Below are 19,714 nucleotides of genomic sequence, written 5' to 3'. Positions count from 1 at the left end.
TGTGCGATCGCGTTCGGCCAGGTTGAGGAAAGCGCGCTGAATGCGGGACTGCCACGCTACCGATAGAACGGCGTGGTCCGCCGACTACCGCGTTGCCGGCCACGTAACAGATTTGGCCCGGCGCGAGAGGCAGCACGCATGGCCAGAGAACGCGCATTGCACCGGCCGCCACCACTTTCAAAATACCGAAGTTGGTGATCCGGCAGGAAAGAACAAATAAATATGAGCGGGGAGGTAAAAAGAAACGAGGTTTATCTGACGCTTCGAATGCGCAGAATATTGCATTCCGCTATGGTGGTCGCCCTTCAAATTTGAGCTTGGCGATAGGGCACACATCCGCGTCTGGGGGTTCGCTGTTCCTCAACGCTATGGGCCTTTATCAACCAAAGACCGCAATATCCTTGTGACCTATGGCCTTTCATGCAATTCTTCGGGCTGATCTGAAGGAGATGAGAATGCCTGAAATACTTGCAGCGCTTTCTAACATTCGGACTGTTGAAGAAATGATCGCGGCCTTCCGGGATGAGCAGCATTGCCGTCGGTTGCTGGAAAGCATGGTGTGGCCCGATGGCCGGATCTGCCCCGCCTGCGGATACAAACGTTCGATTGCGCTTGCCGGCCGCGATACCGGCAAGCGGCGCGCCCGACCGGGTCTTTATCAATGTTCCAGCGGCGATTGCCGGTACCAGTTCACGGTGACGACACACACGCCTCTGCACTCCACGAAGCTTCCCTTGCGTGTTTGGCTGAAGGCTATGTGGCTGTTGCTGCAATCCGACAAGGGCTTGTCGTCGGTCTGGTGACGCGCGGGCCGCGGTCGTGACCGGCCTCTCGGCGCGAGCAAGCGAACGCGTCATTGAAGCGCAGATCGAATTGGGAGCTCATTTGATGAGCGACGAGTGGAAGGCATTCATGGCCATTGGTAAGAGCTTTGCCAAGCACGAGACCGTGAAGCATTCCAGCGGTGAGTATGTCCGGGACGCCGTCCACGTCAATTCGGTCGAAGGTTTCAACTCCCGCGTCCGCCGTACCATCGCCGACGTCTTTCATCATATCAGCCCGCAGCATGCCGACCTGTATTTCCACGAGGTCGGCTTCCGATGGTCGCAGCGCGTCGTCACAGGAAACGTCATTCGCAAAACCCGGCATGGCCGGGAGAGCGTGCGAACCCTGTGGTCGCGCGTGCCGCCTGCGCTGCAATTGACGAATGTTTTTCGCACCGCCACGGGTCGTCAGATGCGCCGAAGCCCGGATGGCGGCATCATCATCAAATCAGCCGTAGCTGTCTTTGGTTGATAAAGGCCACGCTATGATCCTGGGGCAAATGCTGCCAGGATTTAATCCAAGCGAACGTATGTTGAACGCTGCGGACGCTTGTATTGAGGTGTCCCCCGTTCTTGGTGCGCCTTTCCTGTGAAAAAAGCGGAGAAACCGCATCCTTCTGCCGGTCCTTGGTCGCCAGCGTCAGATGGCGCACGCTCTCGGCGTCAATCTCGTCGCGGCGGTAGGCATTGTGGCACAGTGCGGCCTGCCTTGAGCAGCCGGGCTCACAAGCGGGATCCGCTTGGGGTCGCCAGCAGTGTCGCCCGCGCAAGGAAATGATATCACGATAGGAAAGAAGGCGAAATAGCGGCGGCGCGAGAAACGCGCCGGACCTCACTCCGTGCTTGTGCGGATTTCAGCACACGCCGCTGGCGCGTGACCTTATCGAGAGAAGGGCTGAGTGTCGGGGATTGGAGGTCACTCTGAGCGTTACACCGCAGTCTGGCAGCGGCCAAACGATTGCCGCTGCGACCCCATATAGTCCGGCGCGCCACAAATGACGGAAGTCGACCGGCCGCGTTGCGACAATAGTTGCGCTCCTGGCGCGCGAACGCTGGGCTGCCGCCGCACCGCTCGGATCAGCTGCGCCGGATGCGAGCCGTCGACGCCAGCTCTGCGGATTTCGAAAAGAAACAACGGGTCGATCCCTCAAGCGACCGTCGGCTGACTTGAGTCCAAGCGCGGTGCCACGTTGGACCGCGATCTCGAAGGTCAATTGCTTGACCGCGTCAGCCAAGCGGGCGCCCAATATCGTGGATGGAGTTCGCGGCGGATCGTTCGAAAGCGGTTGCGTCTAACCACGCTGCCCCAGTGCCGCGCTCAAGCCTGAACAGGCTGGCATTATGTGTTTCATCTTTCCTCGCCCTTGGCTGATTGGAGTGGGTCAGCTCACGAAGGTCATAAGTTCCGGGTCGGATGGGAAATCGGTCAGGCAAGGCTGAACACGCCCGAAAATACCGGCAGCTTATGACGCTCGATCAGGGCGTGGAAACGAGCGTGAGCGTCAAGCAGTTCGTCCAGATCGAAACAGAAGGAGATAGCCAGTTGCTTTGTCACGAACGGAGTGAACACAGTTGGCGCGGGCACGACGGAAAGCTCGGCAAGAGCTTTTAGTCCAGCGATCGTACTGTCGGATGGTTCTATTCCGGTCAGGAGGCAACTGCCGGCACGGAAGGGACCGAAAACGTCGACCGCATCAGCGAAAATAGGCAAATAGTCGCTGAAGACATACGTGCCTTTAAAGCCGCGGATGTATTTTCGTCGCACCTCGGCGCCGACTATCTCGACACCAGTATTAAACCGTGTGACGCCTGCTTCCCGAAGTTGAGTAAGATATTCTATCCGTCGTACTCGGTCGTTCCTGACGCTCGGAGGAACCACCTGGGATAAATAAATGTCGTGTGCGTAGCCTGCGTCACGCAGTCGTCGTGCGAGTGCCGCGTGCCGTTCGAGTTCTTGTGCTTCGTCCTTGATGCTCCCTGTGCAGAGCCAGACAATGTCATACAGACTGTTGAAGTTATGACCGTTACGCTCAATATAGGAGAGGCACTCTTGGAAGTTGGATTGGTAGTCTGTGCTACCCCCGCCGCGTATGGCCATTACCTCCCATTCGTTCTCCTTAAAGCAATAATCACAAGAATAGCAGCAATAAACATGATGATCAAAAACGAAGCTGCGAGCGCCATTTTTGCGTGTTATGCCGAAATTGTACATACCGGTCGGCGCTCTGTCTGGATCAATAAATTGACGGCAGGGTACGTGCTCGGTCACACCATTGATTGTCGCGATCAACGCCTCGCCGTCGAACATGAAGGGCGAATCGGAGTTCACTCTCGCGGTGATTTTCTTTCGGAATACTCCGTTGGACAATTCAATCTCGATGCGGGGGATCACTTGCCCCAAGATCGGTAACCGGATTTCTGTCGTGAGAAGCTGGACCCCATCGCGAAGTACGCCGAGGCGCATAACCTCCTCAATGCGAAGGTTATGCCTGTTTTCCAGCGCAATGCCAAATCGGGTCAATCGCTTGCTTTGAACACTCATGGTCCTCTCCCAATCCATCTTATCGACCAAAGACGCGCGGCACCGCCCTCCCCTGAAAAATGGATCTGCAGATCCCTGAGTTCGATAATCAACGAGGACAAAACAGTTGATTTGCGGAGCTTTCCCTGGGGTCGGGAACCGGTGCTTCGGTCGATCGGCTAAATCTCGCCCATTCGCGCAGGACGCCGCAAGAACTGTGCCAACTGCAGGAGGCGCCGGGATCGCGATACGAGATACTGTTTAATGGTAGCGTCGCGCCAACCTTTGAGTGGGCGCAGGGGTTGTCGGTCGTGGACCTGCATGCGGTGATGGACATGGAGTTCTCGCGCCAGGTTGCCAACGGTCTTGTGATTTGTGCCGTAGCGTTGGCCCGCGTCCTCAGGCCGTCTTGACCATGATGTATTGCTCGATGGATCACCTCTGTCGTCGTGATGCTCCCATGCACAATCTGGCCCATCGCGCTCCCTGAATTCGGACCACAAGGATGCCCCATCAAAGTCGGATCAAACGCGGCTGGCCACGCTCTTGGTGCCGGTACCATAAGTCCGCAAGTACCCGACAACGCCGTCAATGGGGGCCGACCCTGCTAACCGAAGATCCGCAGACGCAGTTCCAGTGCGAAAGACGCAGGCTAGACGGCCCTCTTGTTGCCCCACAGCAGAACGTGCAGCTGCGGCAGCACGCGGGCTTCGAACCACCTGTCGGCGGTTACCTTTTCAACCAGCCACTCCATGCGTTTCATTATTCCGTCCAGATCGACAGACGCGTCTTCGTTGCCAGGACGGGGCGGCGTGTGATTGCCGGGTTGCAGGTAAACCGGAAGGCGCGGAAATCGCTCCGCGGCGCCTTTCGCGTAGGCGTAGTCGCTCTCGTCGAAAACAACGAGCTTGAGCACGATCTGCGGCTTCTCCTGCGCCGCATCGACGCACGCCTCGAGAGTGGCCCAATCGGTCCTCATTTCGCTTGAAGGCGGCTTAGGGCTGAGGACCAGCACGTCGAGGTCGGCAAACCAGTCCCTGACCACCGAACCTTGGGTCTCGAGCGCAAAACGGTAACCTTCACCATGGCCTCGCTCGATGAGCGCACGAAACGGCTGAATGGCCGGATTTCCGCCTGATAGCGACACCATTACTGGCCGGCCGCCGGAAAGCGTAACGACGGTTTGCCATACCGCGTCGATTGGCATCATCTCCCATTCATGGCGGTATTGATTGTCCACCGCATGGAGACTGTCGCACCAGGAACAGCGATAGTCACACCCGCCGGTTCTGATGAAGACCGTCGGCAAACCGATGAGCACGCCCTCGCCTTGGATCGTCGGCCCGAAAATCTCGCTCACGCGGATTGCGGGATGCGGATCGGTCATGGCCGGTATTCCGCCCAGGTTTTCGGCGTTTCGCTCACCCGCACGGCCGAGGTTTCGGGCAGGAGTGCCTTGCACCATAGATAAAAATGTCTGGCCAGGGATTCCGCGGTGACTCGCTCATGTCCGAGCACGTCGTTGAGATGTCGATGATCGAAGCTCTCGTCGATATAGCGTTTGAATGGCGCCAAATCGTGATAGTCGCGCACGAAACCGTTGTCGTTCAGTCCATTCGCTGAAAGCTCCACTTCGACGATGTAGTTATGCCCGTGCAGGCGCGCGCATTGGTGATCGGGCGGCAACGAGGTGAGCTGATGCGAGGCCGAGAAGTGGAATTCCTTGGTGATGCGAAACATTATGCGATCCTCCTTCGCAGCGCATCGAGCCAGAAGTCGGAGTCCTCGTAGTCGGTGGGGTCCAGGTGCCCAGAGAGATGAAACGCCTCGCGCCGCTCGACGCAGGTCCCGCACCTCCCGCAGTGACGCTCGGCGCCCTTGTAGCAGGACCAGGTCTGCGCAAATGGCGTGCCGTATGTTGCTCCATCCCTAACGATGTCTGCCTTCGTGAGATTCACATAGGGCGCATAAAGGCGAACCTTCGCGTAGCCGTCGAGCGCGCGGTCTTGCATCATCTGGAAAGCGTCGATGAAGGCCGGACGGCAGTCGGGATAAATGAAATGATCCCCACCGTGCACGGCAGTCGCCACCGCTTCGACCTTGTGCGCGGCGGCGAGACCGAAGGCGGTGGCCAACATGATGGCGTTCCGGTTCGGCACCACCGTGACCTTCATCGTGTCTTCGGCGTAGTGCCCATCCGGCACATCCACACCGTCGGTCAGCGCGGAGCCGGAAAGGCCGCGGCCGATTTGGCGGATGTCGATGCTGCGATGCGGTACGTTCAGTCGTTCAGCGCAAAGGGCGGCGAATCCCAATTCCTTCTGGTGCCGTTGGCCGTAATCGAAAGATAGGAGGCCGGCGAGCTCGTACTCCGCTGCCACCTTGTGAGCAAGAGTAACGGAGTCCAATCCGCCGGAGCAGACGACTAGAGTTTTCATCGTTGGGTCCTTGTTTTAACCGGGTAGGCTGCGACCGGAGATTTCTCTGCGCTCCCAGTACTTCAGGAAATCCATTTTGTGAAGTGAACGGGGGACAAGTTTCATGCTCGGACGTGCCGCTGTGTGCAAGGCGCGCTCAAGGCGGTGAGCCTGCAGGGAACACGGAAACGGACGCTTCAGTGGATGTTCGAAGGCGTACCAGAATATGCTCTGAAGGAGGTACGACTCTTCGGAAACAGGGTTCTCGACGTGACCTGATCAAGCGCCCGGCGGTGCCGAGCTTCGAGGGACGCCGCGCGAGGGTTTCATGTACAAGACGGCCCGAGGATGGGCTTGCCGCAAAGAACGGATTTACCAGGTGGCATTTTTTCGCAGCCGCGCCGAAATGCAGATGTCTGGAATGATCGACATCAATTGTCGCGGCAACTTGGCTGGCCGGCTCTTCGGGTTCCGTAGATCCCGCGCATTCCGCTTCAGGATCGGTTCGAACCGGAGCACGCCCTCGGTCAGTGGCCGACCGGCAAACCCAAACTAAATGATCGGTCGTGAGCCGACATCTGTGAACAAGCCGTGTGCGTCGATTGCAATGACCCCTGTGTTACGTGCAGTTACCTTATGGCAGTGGATGAACTGGATTTGATGGTTTTCCAGATGGCGGTCGAAAGCGTCCGCTCTCTCTCCTTAAGCTTCGCGGAAAAGGCCGCGGAGATAGCCACCAGGAGCCGCGGTATCCTGCTTTTCGACGTGCGCGTCGACGGTGACGCGGAGGTCCAGCGGGTCGCAGCCATCCGATATCAGGGCGACCACACCGGTGTGCTGGCGTTGGACAGACAGGGCCTTGTTACCCACCATTGCATCGTCAATGGTACTTTCTCACATTTCATTGCGCCATTGGAAAACTGGAACAGCATGCCTTTGTCGATGCAGGCCAAGATCGATGCCAACGGCCATGCCAGTCTCTTCCTAGGCGCCTTGCGAAATGCCGGACATATGCTGGGCAGCTAGAGCATTTTCCGTGAACGCCGAGTCAGATTTGGGATTCACGCGGTGGCGGAAGTCTGTTTCATTTTCCCTGTGATTCGCAGGGAGATGACGATGACACGCAGCTTGAGTGCGGACCTTCGCGGTCGGGTGATTTTGGCGATATCGGAGGGTGTTTCGACGCGAGAGGCAGCACGCCGGTTCCGGATCGGGATTGCTACGGCGGGGAACTGGTATCGCCGCTATCGCGAGACAGGCGAGATGGCGGCCCGCAAGCAGGGCCAACCGTCGTGCTCGAAGCTTGATCCTCACGAAGCCTTCATCCTCGGCCTGATCGAGGAGACGCCCGACATCACTCTGGCGGAGATTGCCGAGAGGCTGGCGGCCGGGCATGGCGTGCGCGTGGTTCCTTCGACGATCTGGATGTTTCTCGACAGGCGCTGCGTCACGTTTAAAAAAAGACGGCGCATGCCAGCGAACAACAGCGCCCCGACGTCAAGGCGCGCCGTCGCGCCTGGTTCGACGGCCAGCTCGATCTCGACCCCGAGAAGCTGATCTTCATTGATGAGACTGCCGCCTCCACCAAGATGGCGCGGCTGCGCGGGCGGGCCAAACGTGGCGAACGCTGCCGTGCGCCGGTTCCTCATGGTCATGTGTGGACGCCCCGCCGGATGCAAGAAGAATCTTCGGTTCAGGCTGCTGCGCGTGATCGGGTGCTGCCATGTGTTCGGCCTCTCTTTGCGGCTTCGTCATGGCCGCGGGCCCGTATGGGAGTTCGAGGATCAGGTCCACATCACTGGAACGCGCTCGAAGCGCTCCCCATGCGTCTGGTTCTCCTGATCCCGCCTCGCCGACGTTGCGCCATACCTGTCCTTCGACCTTCTCACGTCCTCCTGGCAGCCTCGCGTTCGCTCACTGCACTGCACTCATGCGGCGGCGGTCGGAGCTCGGTAGGTTCCACCTTTCGTCATCAATGCCCATGCGATGCGCGCGGTCTTGTTGGCCAGTGCCACGATCACCAGCATTGGCGGCTTGCGCGCCAGCATTCGATGGAGCCACGAGCCGGATGGCACGCCTTTGCGCTTGGCCCAGCGCACTACCGCGCTGGATGCGATGATGAGCAGGCGTCGCAGCGTTCGCTCTCCCATCCGCGACGTTCGTCCGAGGCGCTCCTTGCCGCCGGTCGAACGCTGGATCGGCGTCAGCCCGATCCAGGCTGCGAAATCGCGCCCAGAGCGGAACGTCTCTGCTGGTGGAGCCATCGCCTCAAGCGCGGTTGCGATCAGCGGCCCAATGCTAGGCACGCTCATTAGCCGATGGGCCGTTTCGTCAGCTTTGGCCCGCTTCGCAATCTCCGCGTCCAGCGACCTAACCTGATCCTGCAAGCGGCGTAGCGCTTCGACAAGCATGGCAAGGCAACAGCGAGCGGCCTCCGGCACGCCCGAGGTAGGATCCTCAACCTGCGTGATGAGCCGCTCGACATGCGAGGGGCCTTGCGGCGCAATCAGGCCGAACTCGGACATATGCCCGCGGATCGCGTTGATGAGCTGAGTGCGCTGGCCGACGAGCACGTCGCGGGTTCGGAAGATCACAGCCGAGGCCTGCTTCTCCTGGCTCTTCACCGCCACGAAGCGCATCGTCGGCCGTTGCGCGGCCTCGCAGATCGCTTCGGCATCGGCGGCATCGTTCTTCTGACGCTTGACGAAAGGCTTCACGTAAGCCGGTGCGATCAGCCTGACGGTATGGCCGAGCGTGCCGATCTCACGACCCCAATAATGAGCGCCTGGGCATGCCTCCATCGCCACAAGGCATGGCGGCTGCGCAGCGAAGAAGGCCAGCACCTGTTCGCGCCGCAGCTTCCTGCGGAACACAACGGTGCCGGCGGCATCTGCGCCATGGGCTTGGAAGATGTTCTTGGCCAGATCCAGGCCAATGGTGCTAACTTGTGTCATGGACGTCTCCCTTCGGTGGTTCTCAACGCCACCACTCTGGCACATCGATGCCGTCAGGGGGGCGTCCATCCCATCATTGGAAGACCACGACCTTCACCGCTGGACTGCGGCTGAACGGCCTGACCGCACCGATGCTGCTCGACGGGCCGATGAACGGCGCCGCCTTCCTGGCCTATGCCGAACAGGTGCTCGCACCTGAACTTTCTCCCGGCGACATCGTCGTCATGGACAACCTGCCGGCTCACAAGATCACCGGCGTTCGCGAGGCCATCCAAAGGACCGGCGCACGGCTTCTGTTGCTGCCGCCCTATTCGCCCGATTTCAATCCGATCGAGATGGCGTTCTCGAAGCTCAAGGCCCTACTCAGAAAAGCAGCTGCCCGCTCCATCGATCAACTCTGGTCCGTCATCGCCGACTGCCTCGACGCCTTCAAACCGGCCGAATGCCGAAACTACTTCGAGGCAGCCGGATATGACCCGGTGTAAGTCGAATCTGCTCTAGCATTTGGCTAGAACCATCTGTGGATTTTTGCATGCGGCATCGTTGCCGGCACTGCCGGCATGATTGTCGTGCTCGAAAACGGCTCCGGCGGCCTATTTGCAAAGTCGAATGTCCCGATTCCGAAGCCAAGGACGACACCGACCACAGCGAAGAATAGTAACAACAGGGGCGACGCAAGCTGCCCTGCCCTTTTCAAGCAGGGAGGTGCTTCCGGTGCTCTCACCGACACGAGATCGCAAATGGCACGTGGGTGAGCGCCAGAACTGGCGGCACCCCATGGTGATCGGCTCTCCTCGCTGGAGGAAGCGCCTCGGGCGCCAGGCAGAGGCGGAAGCGACGGTCGAACACTGGCTGGCAGCTCGGGATCTGATCGAGGCGTAAGTCGGACAAGGAAACGTTGTGTCCTATGTCGACGTTCCTTAGAAGCGCACCGGCAGCCTGGGCGGGGGGCTTGGGGTTAGACTGCCGGCGCACGCCACTCATGAAGAGCGGCCCCTTTTCGCGGTTCCGACACCCATAGTCAACCCGGCAGTGTCTGGGTGCAAGAGCGGCCCACCAAGTTGGGCAGGATCGGCCGACACGGCCGAGATCTCGCCGCTCTGACAAGAGCACAGCGGGCATCGCTCCTTGTGATGTGTAATTTGCGACTGATAGTCGAACGTCAAGAGCGCCCGGGTCCTGGAAACGAAGAACGGGGAGACGCGAATGCCTTCTGGCGTCGGCCAACCTGATGCTCCAGCCAGTATCGCGTTGCCGACCAGCATGAGTTCGCCGTTGGCAAACCTTCGTCACGAGCCGATGCTCTCGTGCACATGTCGCAGCACTCCGGGCGGCGATATCGCCTAAGACAGTATGAAGAAGCGTTCCAACTTCATATTCGGCGAACCCTTGTGCAATTCCTGACTCGGACAGTTGGACGAGAATTCTCTTGGCGGTACTGCGCCACTCATTTGCAGATTATCCGACATCACGCGGCGTCCGATATGTCAGACTCTGCCTCAAGAATTCCCACAGGTATGGACAGCGATCTCGCTATCCGATCCCGATAGCCCTTGTTGAACCTCAGACCCGACTCGATGTTTTGGATTTCCTCAGCGGCAAGCCCGCACGCCACTGCGAGGTCCTCGATCGAATATCCAAGGTGCTCACGATAAGCGCGGATGATGAGGGTCCCCTGCGACATAGCCGTCAAGACTGGCTCGGAACTGCGCGAATCCTTCATAGACACCTCCAAGAAGATAAGGAGCGCCTGATAAATCGGGAGATTTCCTCCCGGACCTGGCGCGCACCCAGCAAATCAAAAAAAATGGACGTCGATTCGGCCGGACCGGCGTCATCCATAAAATGGGCCACCTGAAATGGACAGCCAGGTCGGAATATGGCGACTCACCTGCTTCTGATCAAGTCAAGAACCTGCCTGCCCTGAGATGGCCCGATCAACTGTACCGCATTCGTCCTGCGATTCCACGCGACTCATCCTCGCCGATGGCATTCTTGAACAGCAACTCGAACTCCCCCTGCCTCCGCCTCCAGCACCGTCCACCCAGCCTAGCGGACGCTGATACCTTCGACCAATGTCCGCCGCCGATGCAGCGAAAAACGCGCTAGGTTTGAACCACACATCGATTAGCGCTGTTAACCAAATTTTTTAAGCCGCCGATGCTTATTCGCAGACTGAAAGGATGGGGCGGCCGAGGATACAGCCGAAAGGGCCGCGGGCTTCTATGCTGACGTCGTAACCGGGGCAGATTACCGGGCGGTGGGGGTTTGCAGGCGCGTGCGTTCGTGATTCACCCTTTGCGTGACGCGGCCTTTATCAACCAAAGACAGCGACGGCTGATTTGATGATGATGCCGCCATCCGGGCTTCGGCGCATCTGACGACCTGTGGCGGTGCGAAAAACATTCGTCAATTGCAGCGCAGGCGGCACGCGCGACCACAGGGTTCGCACGCTCTCCCGGCCATGCCGGGTTTTGCGAATGACGTTTCCTGTGACGACGCGCTGCGACCATCGGAAGCCGATCTCGTGGAAATACAGGTCGGCATGCTGCGGGCTGATATGATGAAAGACGCCGGCGATGGTACGGCGGACGCGGGAGTTGAAACCTTCGACCGAATTGACGTGGACGGCGTCCCGGACATACTCACCGCTGGAATGCTTCACTGTCTCATGCTTGGCAAAGCTCTACCAATGGCCATGAATGCCTTCCACTCGTCGCTCATCAAATGAGCTCCCAATTCGATCTGCGCTTCAATGACGCGTTCGCTTGCTCGCGCCGAGAGACTGGTCACGACCGCGGCACGCGCGTCACCGGCCAGAGTGCCAGGCATGACGTCACTCGGGCGCCGCACCATTGCCATGACTGGCGTTTTGTCCGTATTCGCCTGGCCTTTCCGGCCGCGGCCCGGAGGCGGGTCGTCGGGATTCTTTCTGGGCCTTCCACCGAGATGGAAATGGTCGATCTCCACCGTGCCGGCGAGCATGTTCTCCCGCGCCACCATGAGACGCAGTGCATGTCCCATCCGCCAGGCCGTTGGCTGGCTCACCCCGAGCGCCTCGGCCAGGCGCACCGACGACAAGCCCTTGTCGGATTGCAGTAACAGCCACATGGCCTTCAGCCAAACACGCAAGGGAAGCTTCGTGGAGTGCAGAGGCGTGTGTGTCGTCACCGTGAACTGGAACCGGCAATCGCCGCTGGAACATTGATAAAGACCCGGTCGGGCGCGACGCTTGCCGGTATCGCGACCGGCAAGCGCAATCGAGCGTTTGTATCCGCAGGCGGGGCAGATCCGGCCATCCGGCCACACCATGCTTTCCAGCAACCGACGGCAATGCTGCTCATCCCGGAAGGCCGCGATCATTTCTTCAACAGTCCGAATGTTGGAAAGCGCTGCAAGCATTTCAGGCATTCTCACCTCCTTAGACCAGCCCGAAGAATCGCATGAAAAGCCATACATCACAAGGATATTGCGGTCTTTGGTTGATAAAGGCCCGTGACGCTACCATCGACTGATTCGCTTGAAGGCCTGTCGCTTGCGGAACTCCGCGGGCTGGTTTCTGCGCTGATCGGCGAAGTGCGCGGTCTTCAAGGCCGGGTCGAGAGCCTTGAGATTGAGAACCAGGCGCTACGCGCCGAGAACCAGACCCTGAAGGATGAGATCGCCCGGCTGAAGGACCTGCCGCCGCGTCCCCCGGTCAAGCCGACCAAGCCATCGGGCATGGAGAAGGCGACGCAGCCGACATCTGGCAAGGGCAAGCGCCGCCGGCGCGGCGCCAAGCGCGACGGCGGTCGCGTGAGCCGCGAGGTGACGGTTGCGGTGAGCGCTCCTGCGGGCTCTCGCTTCAAGGGGTATGAGACGATCCTGGTGCGCGATCTGGCGTTGTCGGCCGAGGTGGTGCGCTATCGCCGCGAGCGCTGGGTGACACCGACCGGCGAAACGATGGTGGCGCCGTTGCCGGCGGGGATCATCGGCGGCTGGGGCGCGAACCTGCGCCGCTTCATTCTGGCCTGTCACATTCAAGGCCAGGTGACGACGGAGCGGTTGACGGCGTTGTTGACCGGGATCGGGGTCGACATTTCGAAGCGCCAGGTGGTGCGGCTGATTTCGGAGGGCCTGGAGGCCTTCGCGGCGGAGGACCGTGACGTGCTGCGCGCCGGGCTGGCTACGGCGCCCTGGATCACCGTCGATGATACGTCGGCGCGCCACGCCCACCAGGACGGCTACACCACCCAGATCGGCGATCGCCGCTTCACCGCGTTCCGCACCGGGCGATCGAAGTCACGGGAGGCGTTCCTGGCGACGCTTGCGTGCCGGGCACAGCGATTACTTCATCAATGAAGAGGCCCTGGCCTATATGCGCGGCCGCAACCTCGCCGGTCCGGTGATCGCGCGGCTGGCGGCTGCGCCGCACAAGGCATTTGCCGACAGCGCCGCATGGCAGGCGCATCTGGCCGCACTCGGCCTCGACCAGCTCGCGGTTGAGCCCAACCCAGTCAGGATCGCCACCGAAGGGGCGATGTGGGGAGCGATCCGCCACCACGGCTTTCTCGGCGATACCGTGGTCGTGTCCGATGATGCCGGCCAGTTCCGCATCGGCGACCATGCTCTGTGCTGGGTCCACGCCGAGCGGCTCGTCCACAAATTGATACCCGTGACCCCGGATCAACGTCAGGCCGTCGACATCATGCGCCAGTTGATCTGGTGGTTCTATCGCGACTGCCTTGAAGTCCTGGGCGCTTGCGGTGGCGAAGCGGGCCGGGATGCGAAAGGCCAAGGTTGCGCTTGCGCGCAAGCTGGCGGTGGTTCTGCACCAGATGATGCGCAGCGCTGAGCGCTTTCTGCCGACAGGCCGTCCTGCGGCAGTCGTGTCGTGAAGCGTTCGATGAGAGGATAAGGATAGGAGGAACACGGCGGGCATCGACACCAGGTCCTGCCGTTACGACGTCCCTTGCCGGGACGGTGGACCCGGTTAGGCCGCTAAGACGGGAGCAGCTCGTTTGATGACTGCGCGTCCCTAGATTGGCCAGCCGATCCCGATCAGATCCCATCAGGCAGCGGCCGAGGCGCCGACTGCGGACAGAAGCAAGACCCCGGCAGCGGACGAAGTTACGAGGGATTGACAAGACGAGGCCCGTTACAGAAGCCCGTCTTATTCATGACGATGGGCCTTTGAGGCTGGCGGATGTGTAACCGGGGCAGATTACCGGGCAGTCAGGCTTGAGCGGCTTGCCTAACGAGATCCGGGAGCGGCGGAATCGACTCTTGTGTTGGTATGCCGAGGCGGTCGCCGAGATAGCGGAAGAATGAGACGTCGAGCTTGATGCAGGTCTTCATCAGGCCGAGCAGGACGTCGCGGGCGTTCTTGCCTGCCTCGCTGACGGTTCCGCCGGAGATCTTGCGCTTGGTGACGAAGGTGCGGATGTCGTTTTCGGAACCATTGGTGTGGAGTGGGATCTCGGGACGATCGAGAACGCGCAGGAGTTCATGCTTGCGGCGATGCAGCCTGGCAAGAAGCCGGTCGAGCATGACGTAGCCGGTTCGTCGTTTGAACAGGCGCTCGAAGCGGGCGCGCAGGGCCGCCGCGTGGCGCGGACAAGGAGCACGCTGGTAGCTCTTGAGGTCACCGCTGCCCGAGACCCCACCGATCGCCTTCATTGACATGGGTGTTGTCGGTCCCGGCCTGCACGATATAGAGCCGGAAGAGCCTGCTCCTGCGCGATCGCGCTCTGAAGTAGCAGCTGCGACCAGCCAAGCGGTGTCTACCGGTGGCCGGATGGAAATCGTCGGGGCCAACGGCCGGCGTGTGATCGTTGACCGCACTGTCGACGTAAGTGTCCTGCTGCGGATCTTGCAGGGGCTGGAAATGCTGCGATGATCCCGACAGAAGGCGTGCGTGTGTGGCTTGCCACAGGCTACACCGACATGAGATGTGGCTTTCCATCACTTGCGCTACGGGTGCAGGAGGTCCTCAAACATAATCCCCTTGGGGGCAACCTGTTTTGCTTCAGGGGGAAACGCGGAAATTTGTTGAAGGTCATCTGGCATGATGGCCAAGGATCATGCCTGTTCACAAAAAGACTTGAGCGTGGCCGCTTCATCTGGCCGACAGTTGAGGGCGGAGTTGTGAAAGTATCTCCTGCACAGCTGAGTTATCTCTTGTCAGGGATAGACTGGCGCAACCCTCAGGAAACGTCGCGTCCAACTCGGGTTGGGTAGCATTTTTTAGTTGAAAATACAATGGAATGTGATTCAATCGGCGCATGGCTTCGAAGCCGGTTGATCTTCCCTCGGATCTTGCCAGCGCCTACGTGGCGCTGCTGGCTGAACGTGAGGCGTTGCAGGCTGAACGCGATGTGGCGGTCGCGGGTGCTGCCAACTGGCAGGCCGAAGCGGCCAACGCACAAGCCATGCTGTCCGACACCGAGGCGCGGATTGCGCATCTCGAGCTGCGCATCGAGAAGCTGAAACGCGAACTGTACGGGCAGCGCTCCGAGCGGACGGCGCGGCTGATCGAGCAGTTGGAATTGCAACTCGAAGACCTCGTGACCTCGGCGAGCGAGGACGAGCTTGCCGCGGCCGCCGCGGCCGCGAAGGCCCAGAGCGTGCGCGCCTTCACGCGCAAGCGGCCAATGCGCAAGCCCTGGCCAGCCGACATCGAGCGCGAGCGCATCGTCATCGAGCCGCCCACCACCTGCGCCTGCTGCGGCGGATCGCGGCTGTCGAAACTGGGCGAAGATATAACGGAGACGCTGGAGGAGATCCCACGCCGCTTCAAGGTCATCGAAACGGTGCGGGAGAAGTTCACCTGCCGCGATTGCGAGAAGATCACCCAGCCGCCGGCGCCGTTCCATGCCACGCCGCGCGGCTTCATCGGTCCCCAACTGCTGGCGACAATCCTGTTCGACAAGTTCGGCATGCTCCACTCAACCGCCAGAGCGCGCGCTTCAAGGTGCGAAGGGATTGACTTGCCGCTGTCGACGCTGGCCGATCAGGTCGGCCACGGAACCTTCGCCGTCATGCCGCTCTTCCGCCTGATCGAGCGCCATGTGCTCGCAGCCGAGCGCCTTCATGGCGACGACACCACCATCCGCATCCTGGCGAAGGGCAAGTGTGCGACCGGGCGCATATGGAACTATACGCGCGATGACCGTCCCTTCGCCGGGCCTGCGCCGCCGGCGGCGATCTATTATGCCTCGAGCGACCGGCGTGGCGAGCATCCTCAGAAGCATCTGGCCGGGTTCAGCGGCATCCTTCAGTGCGACTGTTACAGTGGCTTCGAGCCGCTGTTCGACCCGTAGCGGAAGGAGCAGCCGATCACGCCGGCCTTTTGCTACGCTCATGCGCGGCGAGGATTCTTCGAATTGGCCGACATCGCGAAAAAGGCCCGGGATGGCAAGAAGGGCAAACCGATCTCCCCGATCGCGCTGGAGGCGGTCAGGCGCCTCGACGCGCTGTTCGAGATCGAGCGCGCCATCAACGGCAAGACAGCCGCTGAGCGGCGTGCCGTGCGGCAGGAGAAGAGCAAACCACTTCTCGACGATATGCACGCCTGGTTGCTCCGCGAGCGCGATACCCTCTCGCGCTCTTCCGAGGTCCTGAAGCCAATCAACTACATGCTCAGGCGCTGGGCCGACTTCGCCCGCTTCATCGACGACGGCAGAATCTGCCTCAGCAACAACGCGGCCGAAAGAGCGCTGCGTGGCATTGCTCTGGGAAGGCGAAACTGGACCTTCGCCGGTTCCCTGCGCGGCGCCGACCGCGCCGCCGTTATGCTTACCCTCATCACCACGGCACGCCTCAACGACGTCGACCCGAAAGCCTGGCTCGCCGATGTCCTGGCCCGCATTGCCGATCTTCCCACCTCGCGTCTGCACGAACTACTGCCCTGGCACTGGAAGCGCCTGCGCGAAGCCGACAAGCCCGCCATTCAGCAGGCCGCCTGACCTCACGCAACGTCATCATAGAGCCCGCCGCGCACGCGCGCGCGTGCCAATCATGCGGCCTTCGTCGTATGCGTACGAACGAAGCGCCAATCTTCTGCTTTCTCGCTGCGTCCAGCAGGTCGAGCCGGTACGCCGCTATGAGCGCGAGCACCCCCGGCGAGCTCATCCATATCGACATCAAGAAGCTCGGCCGGATTGGCTCTGTGGGGCACCGCATTACCAGGCGATATCCTGGCGCGACCAACCGTCATCTCGGCATCGGCTGGGTGTTCGTCCAAGCCTGCATCGACGATGCCTCGCGCGTCGCTTTCGTCCAAGTCATGCCCGATCAGCGCAAGGAGAGCGCCGTCGCCTTCCTGGAAGCTGCCATTGCTTATTACGCCAGCCTCGGCATCAAAGTGCAGCGCGTGATGACCGACAACGGCTCGTGCCATCGGTCAAAAAGCTTTTCAGGCAGCCTGCAAACTTCACGGTCTACGTCAGATAGTCACAAGAGCGCTTCATCCAGACGAGCTTGCGCGAATGGGCTTATGCCCGAGCCTACAACACGTCTCATGAACGCACCACTGAGCTGCCACTCTGGCTTCGTCGCTACAATTGGCGCAGGCCACATGGCAGCTTACAATCAAAACCACCTATCAGCCGTCTCGGCTTGATCAGGGACAACCTGTACTCCACAGCTAGAGCACATCCGGGGATCGATGAATCGATTGTGATGTGACGAGGGCGTTGGCGGTGTGATTCAACATCCACTTTCATGAGGTGGATGATGGGAAGAGCACATTGAGCGAAGATCTTCGGTCTCGGGTTCTGCAGGCCTCGGACGCCGGCATGTCGGCCCGGCGGGCTGCGGCGCGGTTCGGGGTTGGTATATCGAGTGCGATCCGTTGGATCGCTCGGGCAAAGATCGGCGAACTGGGGCCGAGGCGACAAGGCCGCCGACGCGGGTCCAGCCTCGATACGCATGAAGCCTTCCTCGTCGGGCTGATCGATGAACGCAAGGACATCACGCTTAATGAGATGGTGGAACGGCTGGCGGTCGAACGATCGGCTCGGATCAGTCGCAGTGCCTTAAGCGCCTGGCTTGGCCAGCACGGCTGGACGTTCAAAAAAAGTCCGCACATGCACTGGAGCAGGATCGTCCCGACATCCTGAAGCGTCGTCGCGCGTGGTTCGACGGCCAACTCGATCTCGATCCGGCAAAGCTGGTGTTCATCGATGAAACTGGATTATCGACCAAGATGGCCCGGCTGCGGGGCCGTGCGCCATGCGGTGAGCGCTGCCGGGCAGGCGTGCCGCACGGCCATTGGAAAACCACCACTTTCACCGGCGCACTGCGGCTGACGGGCATGACCGCCCCATTCGTCTACGACCGCGCCATGAGCGGCAACGTGTTCCTGGCCTATGTCGAGCAGGTGCTGGTCCCGACCCTGTCGGAGGGCGACATCGTCGTGATGGACAACCTGCCCGCCCACAAGGCGGCCGGCGTTCGGGACGCGATCGAGACCGCCGGCGCAAGGCTCATGTTCCTGCCGCCCTATAGCCCCGACTTTAATCCCATCGAGAATGCCTCCTCAAAACTCAAGGCGCTCCTACGCGCCAAGGCGGAGAGAACCATCACCGCTCTGTGGGATGCGGTCGGCTCACTCCTTGATCAGTTCACGCCAGCCGAATGCGCCAACTACTTCCAGGCCGCCGGATATGACCCAAATTAAACAGGACGTGCTCTAGCGCGCCCAACCCTGCCCTAAAACCAGATCGCAATAATCTTTCATCTTGATGAGGTCACCACCCGTAACGGTGCCGACCTCGTCAAGACGCTCGTCCAGCTTTTCGAGCCGCATCGTCCTCTTGCCTTTGTCTAAGGATATGTTTCGAATAATGGGGATTGGTTGAGCGCTCTTTAAATAAGTTCGCTGTTCACCAGCAATTGTCCTGCCCTTTGAAAAATTTAAGTTCAATACAAGGCTTAATATGAGGTGCGGTGCCGTAAACCAGTCCCATGTGAGGCTGCCAAGGGAATAGGCTATAATCGCGGTACGGTACGGATCCCGCTTGGGGCGATAATACTCAACAGGTTGGATGACGTGCGGATGAGTGCCTAAAATCAGATCAACACCCTCTTCTACCAGAGCGTGAGCCGCTTCGATCTGTCTAAACAGAGGAAAAAACTCGAATTCCACTCCCCAATGGATGGAGGCGATGATAAAATCACAATCCTGTTCTTTACAATCCGCGATCTGAGCTCGCAGCAATTCTAACTCTGTAGGTACATGCCGAGACATGAGTCTAGACACATGAATTCGGAATTCATGCCCTGGAGGCAATGCAAACCCGTTAAGGCTGTATGTAGCAGAAACAAAACCAATTTTGATCCCGTTTCTTGTGAGGGTCTTGCATCTGCCATACTCGGCTTTATTCCGTGGCGCGCCAATGGTAAGTATTCCGTCGCTTTCTGCAATGTCCTGCGTGCGAGTAAGCACGTCAACACCAAGGTCATTTGCATGATTATTTGCCATATTAAGGACGTCGAAACGTGAAGTGTTATGAGACGTCAATGTCCGGTACTGCTCAATTGTGCAGCACATGCGAAATGAAGTTATATCAGGCATTACTTCATTGACTATGTGGGCATCAGCAACCACGGATTCATAGTTTGCAAAAGACACGTCTTTGTCGAAGACGACATCTTTAATTTGCGAGAAAAGCTGATTGTTTGACGCTTCCAGGCCCACGGCCTGAATAAGATCGCCACACGCAGCTAGACTGAGGGCGTCCTCTTCAACCCAGCCAGCCGGCAATGATATGTCGTCAGATTTCAACGACGATAACGCCTCTGAGACCTCTCGCGAGGTTTTCGTGATGGGATGCCTACTGGTGTAAAACCAGTACTCAAGGCCGTTGCCCGTCCCTTCTGACATGCCGTTTGCCAACTGGTGTAAAGGAAATGCCCATGATCCGTGGACTTCAGCTCTACGGATAGCTTCGAGCGCCTGTTCGTTGGGCTGGAAGACGTCAATTGGATCAATTGGAAGCCGGATTGTCATGGTGG

Annotated in this window: 11 protein-coding genes and 10 pseudogenes; 12 read left to right on the top strand and 9 right to left on the bottom strand. The window is 59.7% G+C overall.

The window, feature by feature from the left end:
* Positions 1 to 455 precede the first annotated feature (455 nt).
* Positions 456 to 1,296: pseudogene (locus ACZYHG_RS35710) on the top strand (IS1595 family transposase).
* A gap of 954 nt (positions 1,297 to 2,250) precedes the next feature.
* Here ACZYHG_RS35710 and ACZYHG_RS35705 read toward each other — a convergent pair.
* The 4 genes from ACZYHG_RS35705 to queC all read right to left on the bottom strand — a co-directional run bounded on the left by ACZYHG_RS35705 (position 2,251) and on the right by queC (position 5,783).
* Positions 2,251 to 3,366, bottom strand: coding sequence for a hypothetical protein (locus tag ACZYHG_RS35705; RefSeq protein WP_258580776.1), 1,116 nt, complete (start codon positions 3,364 to 3,366; stop codon positions 2,251 to 2,253).
* A gap of 631 nt (positions 3,367 to 3,997) precedes the next feature.
* Positions 3,998 to 4,732: a 7-carboxy-7-deazaguanine synthase QueE gene (queE, locus tag ACZYHG_RS35700; protein WP_464615046.1), complete on the bottom strand. Its 735-nt coding sequence runs from the start codon at positions 4,730 to 4,732 to the stop codon at positions 3,998 to 4,000.
* Entirely contained in the window at positions 4,729 to 5,085 is a 357-nt protein-coding gene (gene queD / locus ACZYHG_RS35695; RefSeq protein ID WP_258580774.1) for a 6-carboxytetrahydropterin synthase QueD, read from the bottom strand. The genes queE and queD overlap by 4 nt, the downstream gene beginning before the upstream one ends.
* Positions 5,085 to 5,783, bottom strand: coding sequence for a 7-cyano-7-deazaguanine synthase QueC (gene queC / locus ACZYHG_RS35690; protein WP_258580773.1), 699 nt, complete (start codon positions 5,781 to 5,783; stop codon positions 5,085 to 5,087). The genes queD and queC overlap by 1 nt, the downstream gene beginning before the upstream one ends.
* Positions 5,784 to 6,398: 615 nt before the next feature.
* On the opposite strand from queC, the gene ACZYHG_RS35685 reads away from it, so the two are divergent.
* The 3 genes and pseudogenes from ACZYHG_RS35685 to ACZYHG_RS35675 all read left to right on the top strand — a co-directional run.
* Positions 6,399 to 6,788, top strand: a complete 390-nt coding sequence (locus tag ACZYHG_RS35685) for a hypothetical protein (RefSeq protein WP_258580772.1) — start codon at positions 6,399 to 6,401, stop codon at positions 6,786 to 6,788.
* A gap of 84 nt (positions 6,789 to 6,872) precedes the next feature.
* A pseudogene (locus tag ACZYHG_RS35680) lies at positions 6,873 to 7,178 on the top strand (helix-turn-helix domain-containing protein); the annotation flags it as partial.
* A 30-nt stretch (positions 7,179 to 7,208) separates the two neighbouring features.
* Positions 7,209 to 7,417 (top strand): annotated as a pseudogene (locus tag ACZYHG_RS35675) (IS630 family transposase); the annotation flags it as partial.
* Between the two features lie 273 nt (positions 7,418 to 7,690).
* On the opposite strand, the gene ACZYHG_RS35670 reads toward ACZYHG_RS35675, so the two are convergent.
* A complete protein-coding gene (locus tag ACZYHG_RS35670; protein ID WP_464611638.1) occupies positions 7,691 to 8,716 on the bottom strand; it encodes an IS110 family RNA-guided transposase in 1,026 nt (341 codons plus the stop codon).
* 65 nt (positions 8,717 to 8,781) lie between these two features.
* On the opposite strand from ACZYHG_RS35670, the pseudogene ACZYHG_RS35665 reads away from it, so the two are divergent.
* Positions 8,782 to 9,201, top strand: a pseudogene (locus ACZYHG_RS35665) (IS630 family transposase); the annotation flags it as partial.
* Between the two features lie 983 nt (positions 9,202 to 10,184).
* Here ACZYHG_RS35665 and ACZYHG_RS35660 read toward each other — a convergent pair.
* On the bottom strand, positions 10,185 to 10,400 hold the full coding sequence (locus ACZYHG_RS35660) for a helix-turn-helix domain-containing protein (protein ID WP_464615371.1): 216 nt from the start codon (positions 10,398 to 10,400) through the stop codon (positions 10,185 to 10,187).
* Between the two features lie 633 nt (positions 10,401 to 11,033).
* Positions 11,034 to 12,127 (bottom strand): annotated as a pseudogene (locus ACZYHG_RS35655) (IS1595 family transposase).
* Positions 12,128 to 12,211: 84 nt separating this feature from the next.
* Between ACZYHG_RS35655 and ACZYHG_RS35650 the strand changes: the two are divergent.
* Both ACZYHG_RS35650 and ACZYHG_RS35645 read left to right on the top strand, forming a co-directional pair.
* Positions 12,212 to 13,057 (top strand): IS66 family transposase, encoded by an 846-nt coding sequence (locus ACZYHG_RS35650; protein ID WP_464615045.1) that lies wholly within the window; start codon positions 12,212 to 12,214, stop codon positions 13,055 to 13,057.
* A 377-nt stretch (positions 13,058 to 13,434) separates the two neighbouring features.
* Positions 13,435 to 13,593 (top strand): annotated as a pseudogene (locus ACZYHG_RS35645) (IS110 family transposase); the annotation flags it as partial.
* Between the two features lie 337 nt (positions 13,594 to 13,930).
* Here ACZYHG_RS35645 and ACZYHG_RS35640 read toward each other — a convergent pair.
* Positions 13,931 to 14,338, bottom strand: a pseudogene (locus ACZYHG_RS35640) (IS66 family transposase); the annotation flags it as partial.
* A 139-nt stretch (positions 14,339 to 14,477) separates the two neighbouring features.
* On the opposite strand from ACZYHG_RS35640, the pseudogene ACZYHG_RS35635 reads away from it, so the two are divergent.
* The 5 genes and pseudogenes from ACZYHG_RS35635 to ACZYHG_RS35615 form a co-directional block, all read left to right on the top strand.
* Positions 14,478 to 14,594 (top strand): annotated as a pseudogene (locus ACZYHG_RS35635) (IS66 family insertion sequence element accessory protein TnpB); the annotation flags it as partial.
* Complete coding sequence (gene tnpB, locus ACZYHG_RS35630; RefSeq protein ID WP_464614993.1) at positions 14,591 to 14,935, top strand: IS66 family insertion sequence element accessory protein TnpB; 345 nt, start codon at positions 14,591 to 14,593, stop codon at positions 14,933 to 14,935. The pseudogene ACZYHG_RS35635 and the gene tnpB, both read left to right, overlap by 4 nt.
* A 44-nt stretch (positions 14,936 to 14,979) precedes the next feature.
* Positions 14,980 to 16,662: pseudogene (gene tnpC, locus ACZYHG_RS35625) on the top strand (IS66 family transposase).
* Positions 16,663 to 16,741: 79 nt separating this feature from the next.
* Positions 16,742 to 17,383: pseudogene (locus ACZYHG_RS35620) on the top strand (DDE-type integrase/transposase/recombinase); the annotation flags it as partial.
* Between the two features lie 110 nt (positions 17,384 to 17,493).
* Positions 17,494 to 18,377, top strand: a protein-coding gene (locus ACZYHG_RS35615) for an IS630 family transposase (protein WP_464615368.1) whose coding sequence is annotated in 2 segments (ribosomal slippage) — positions 17,494 to 17,770 and positions 17,770 to 18,377 — 885 coding nt in all. Because the reading frame shifts where the segments join, the coding sequence is not laid out codon by codon here.
* A 12-nt stretch (positions 18,378 to 18,389) separates the two neighbouring features.
* Here the strand turns inward: ACZYHG_RS35615 and ACZYHG_RS35610 are convergent.
* Positions 18,390 to 19,709, bottom strand: a complete 1,320-nt coding sequence (locus ACZYHG_RS35610; protein WP_464615044.1) for a CapA family protein — start codon at positions 19,707 to 19,709, stop codon at positions 18,390 to 18,392.
* Positions 19,710 to 19,714 lie beyond the last annotated feature (5 nt).

The sequence above is a fragment of the Mesorhizobium subarcticum genome (assembly GCF_055456085.1).
The sequence above is the reverse complement of the archived record's forward strand: the minus strand, read 5'-3'. Positions and strand labels throughout refer to the sequence as shown.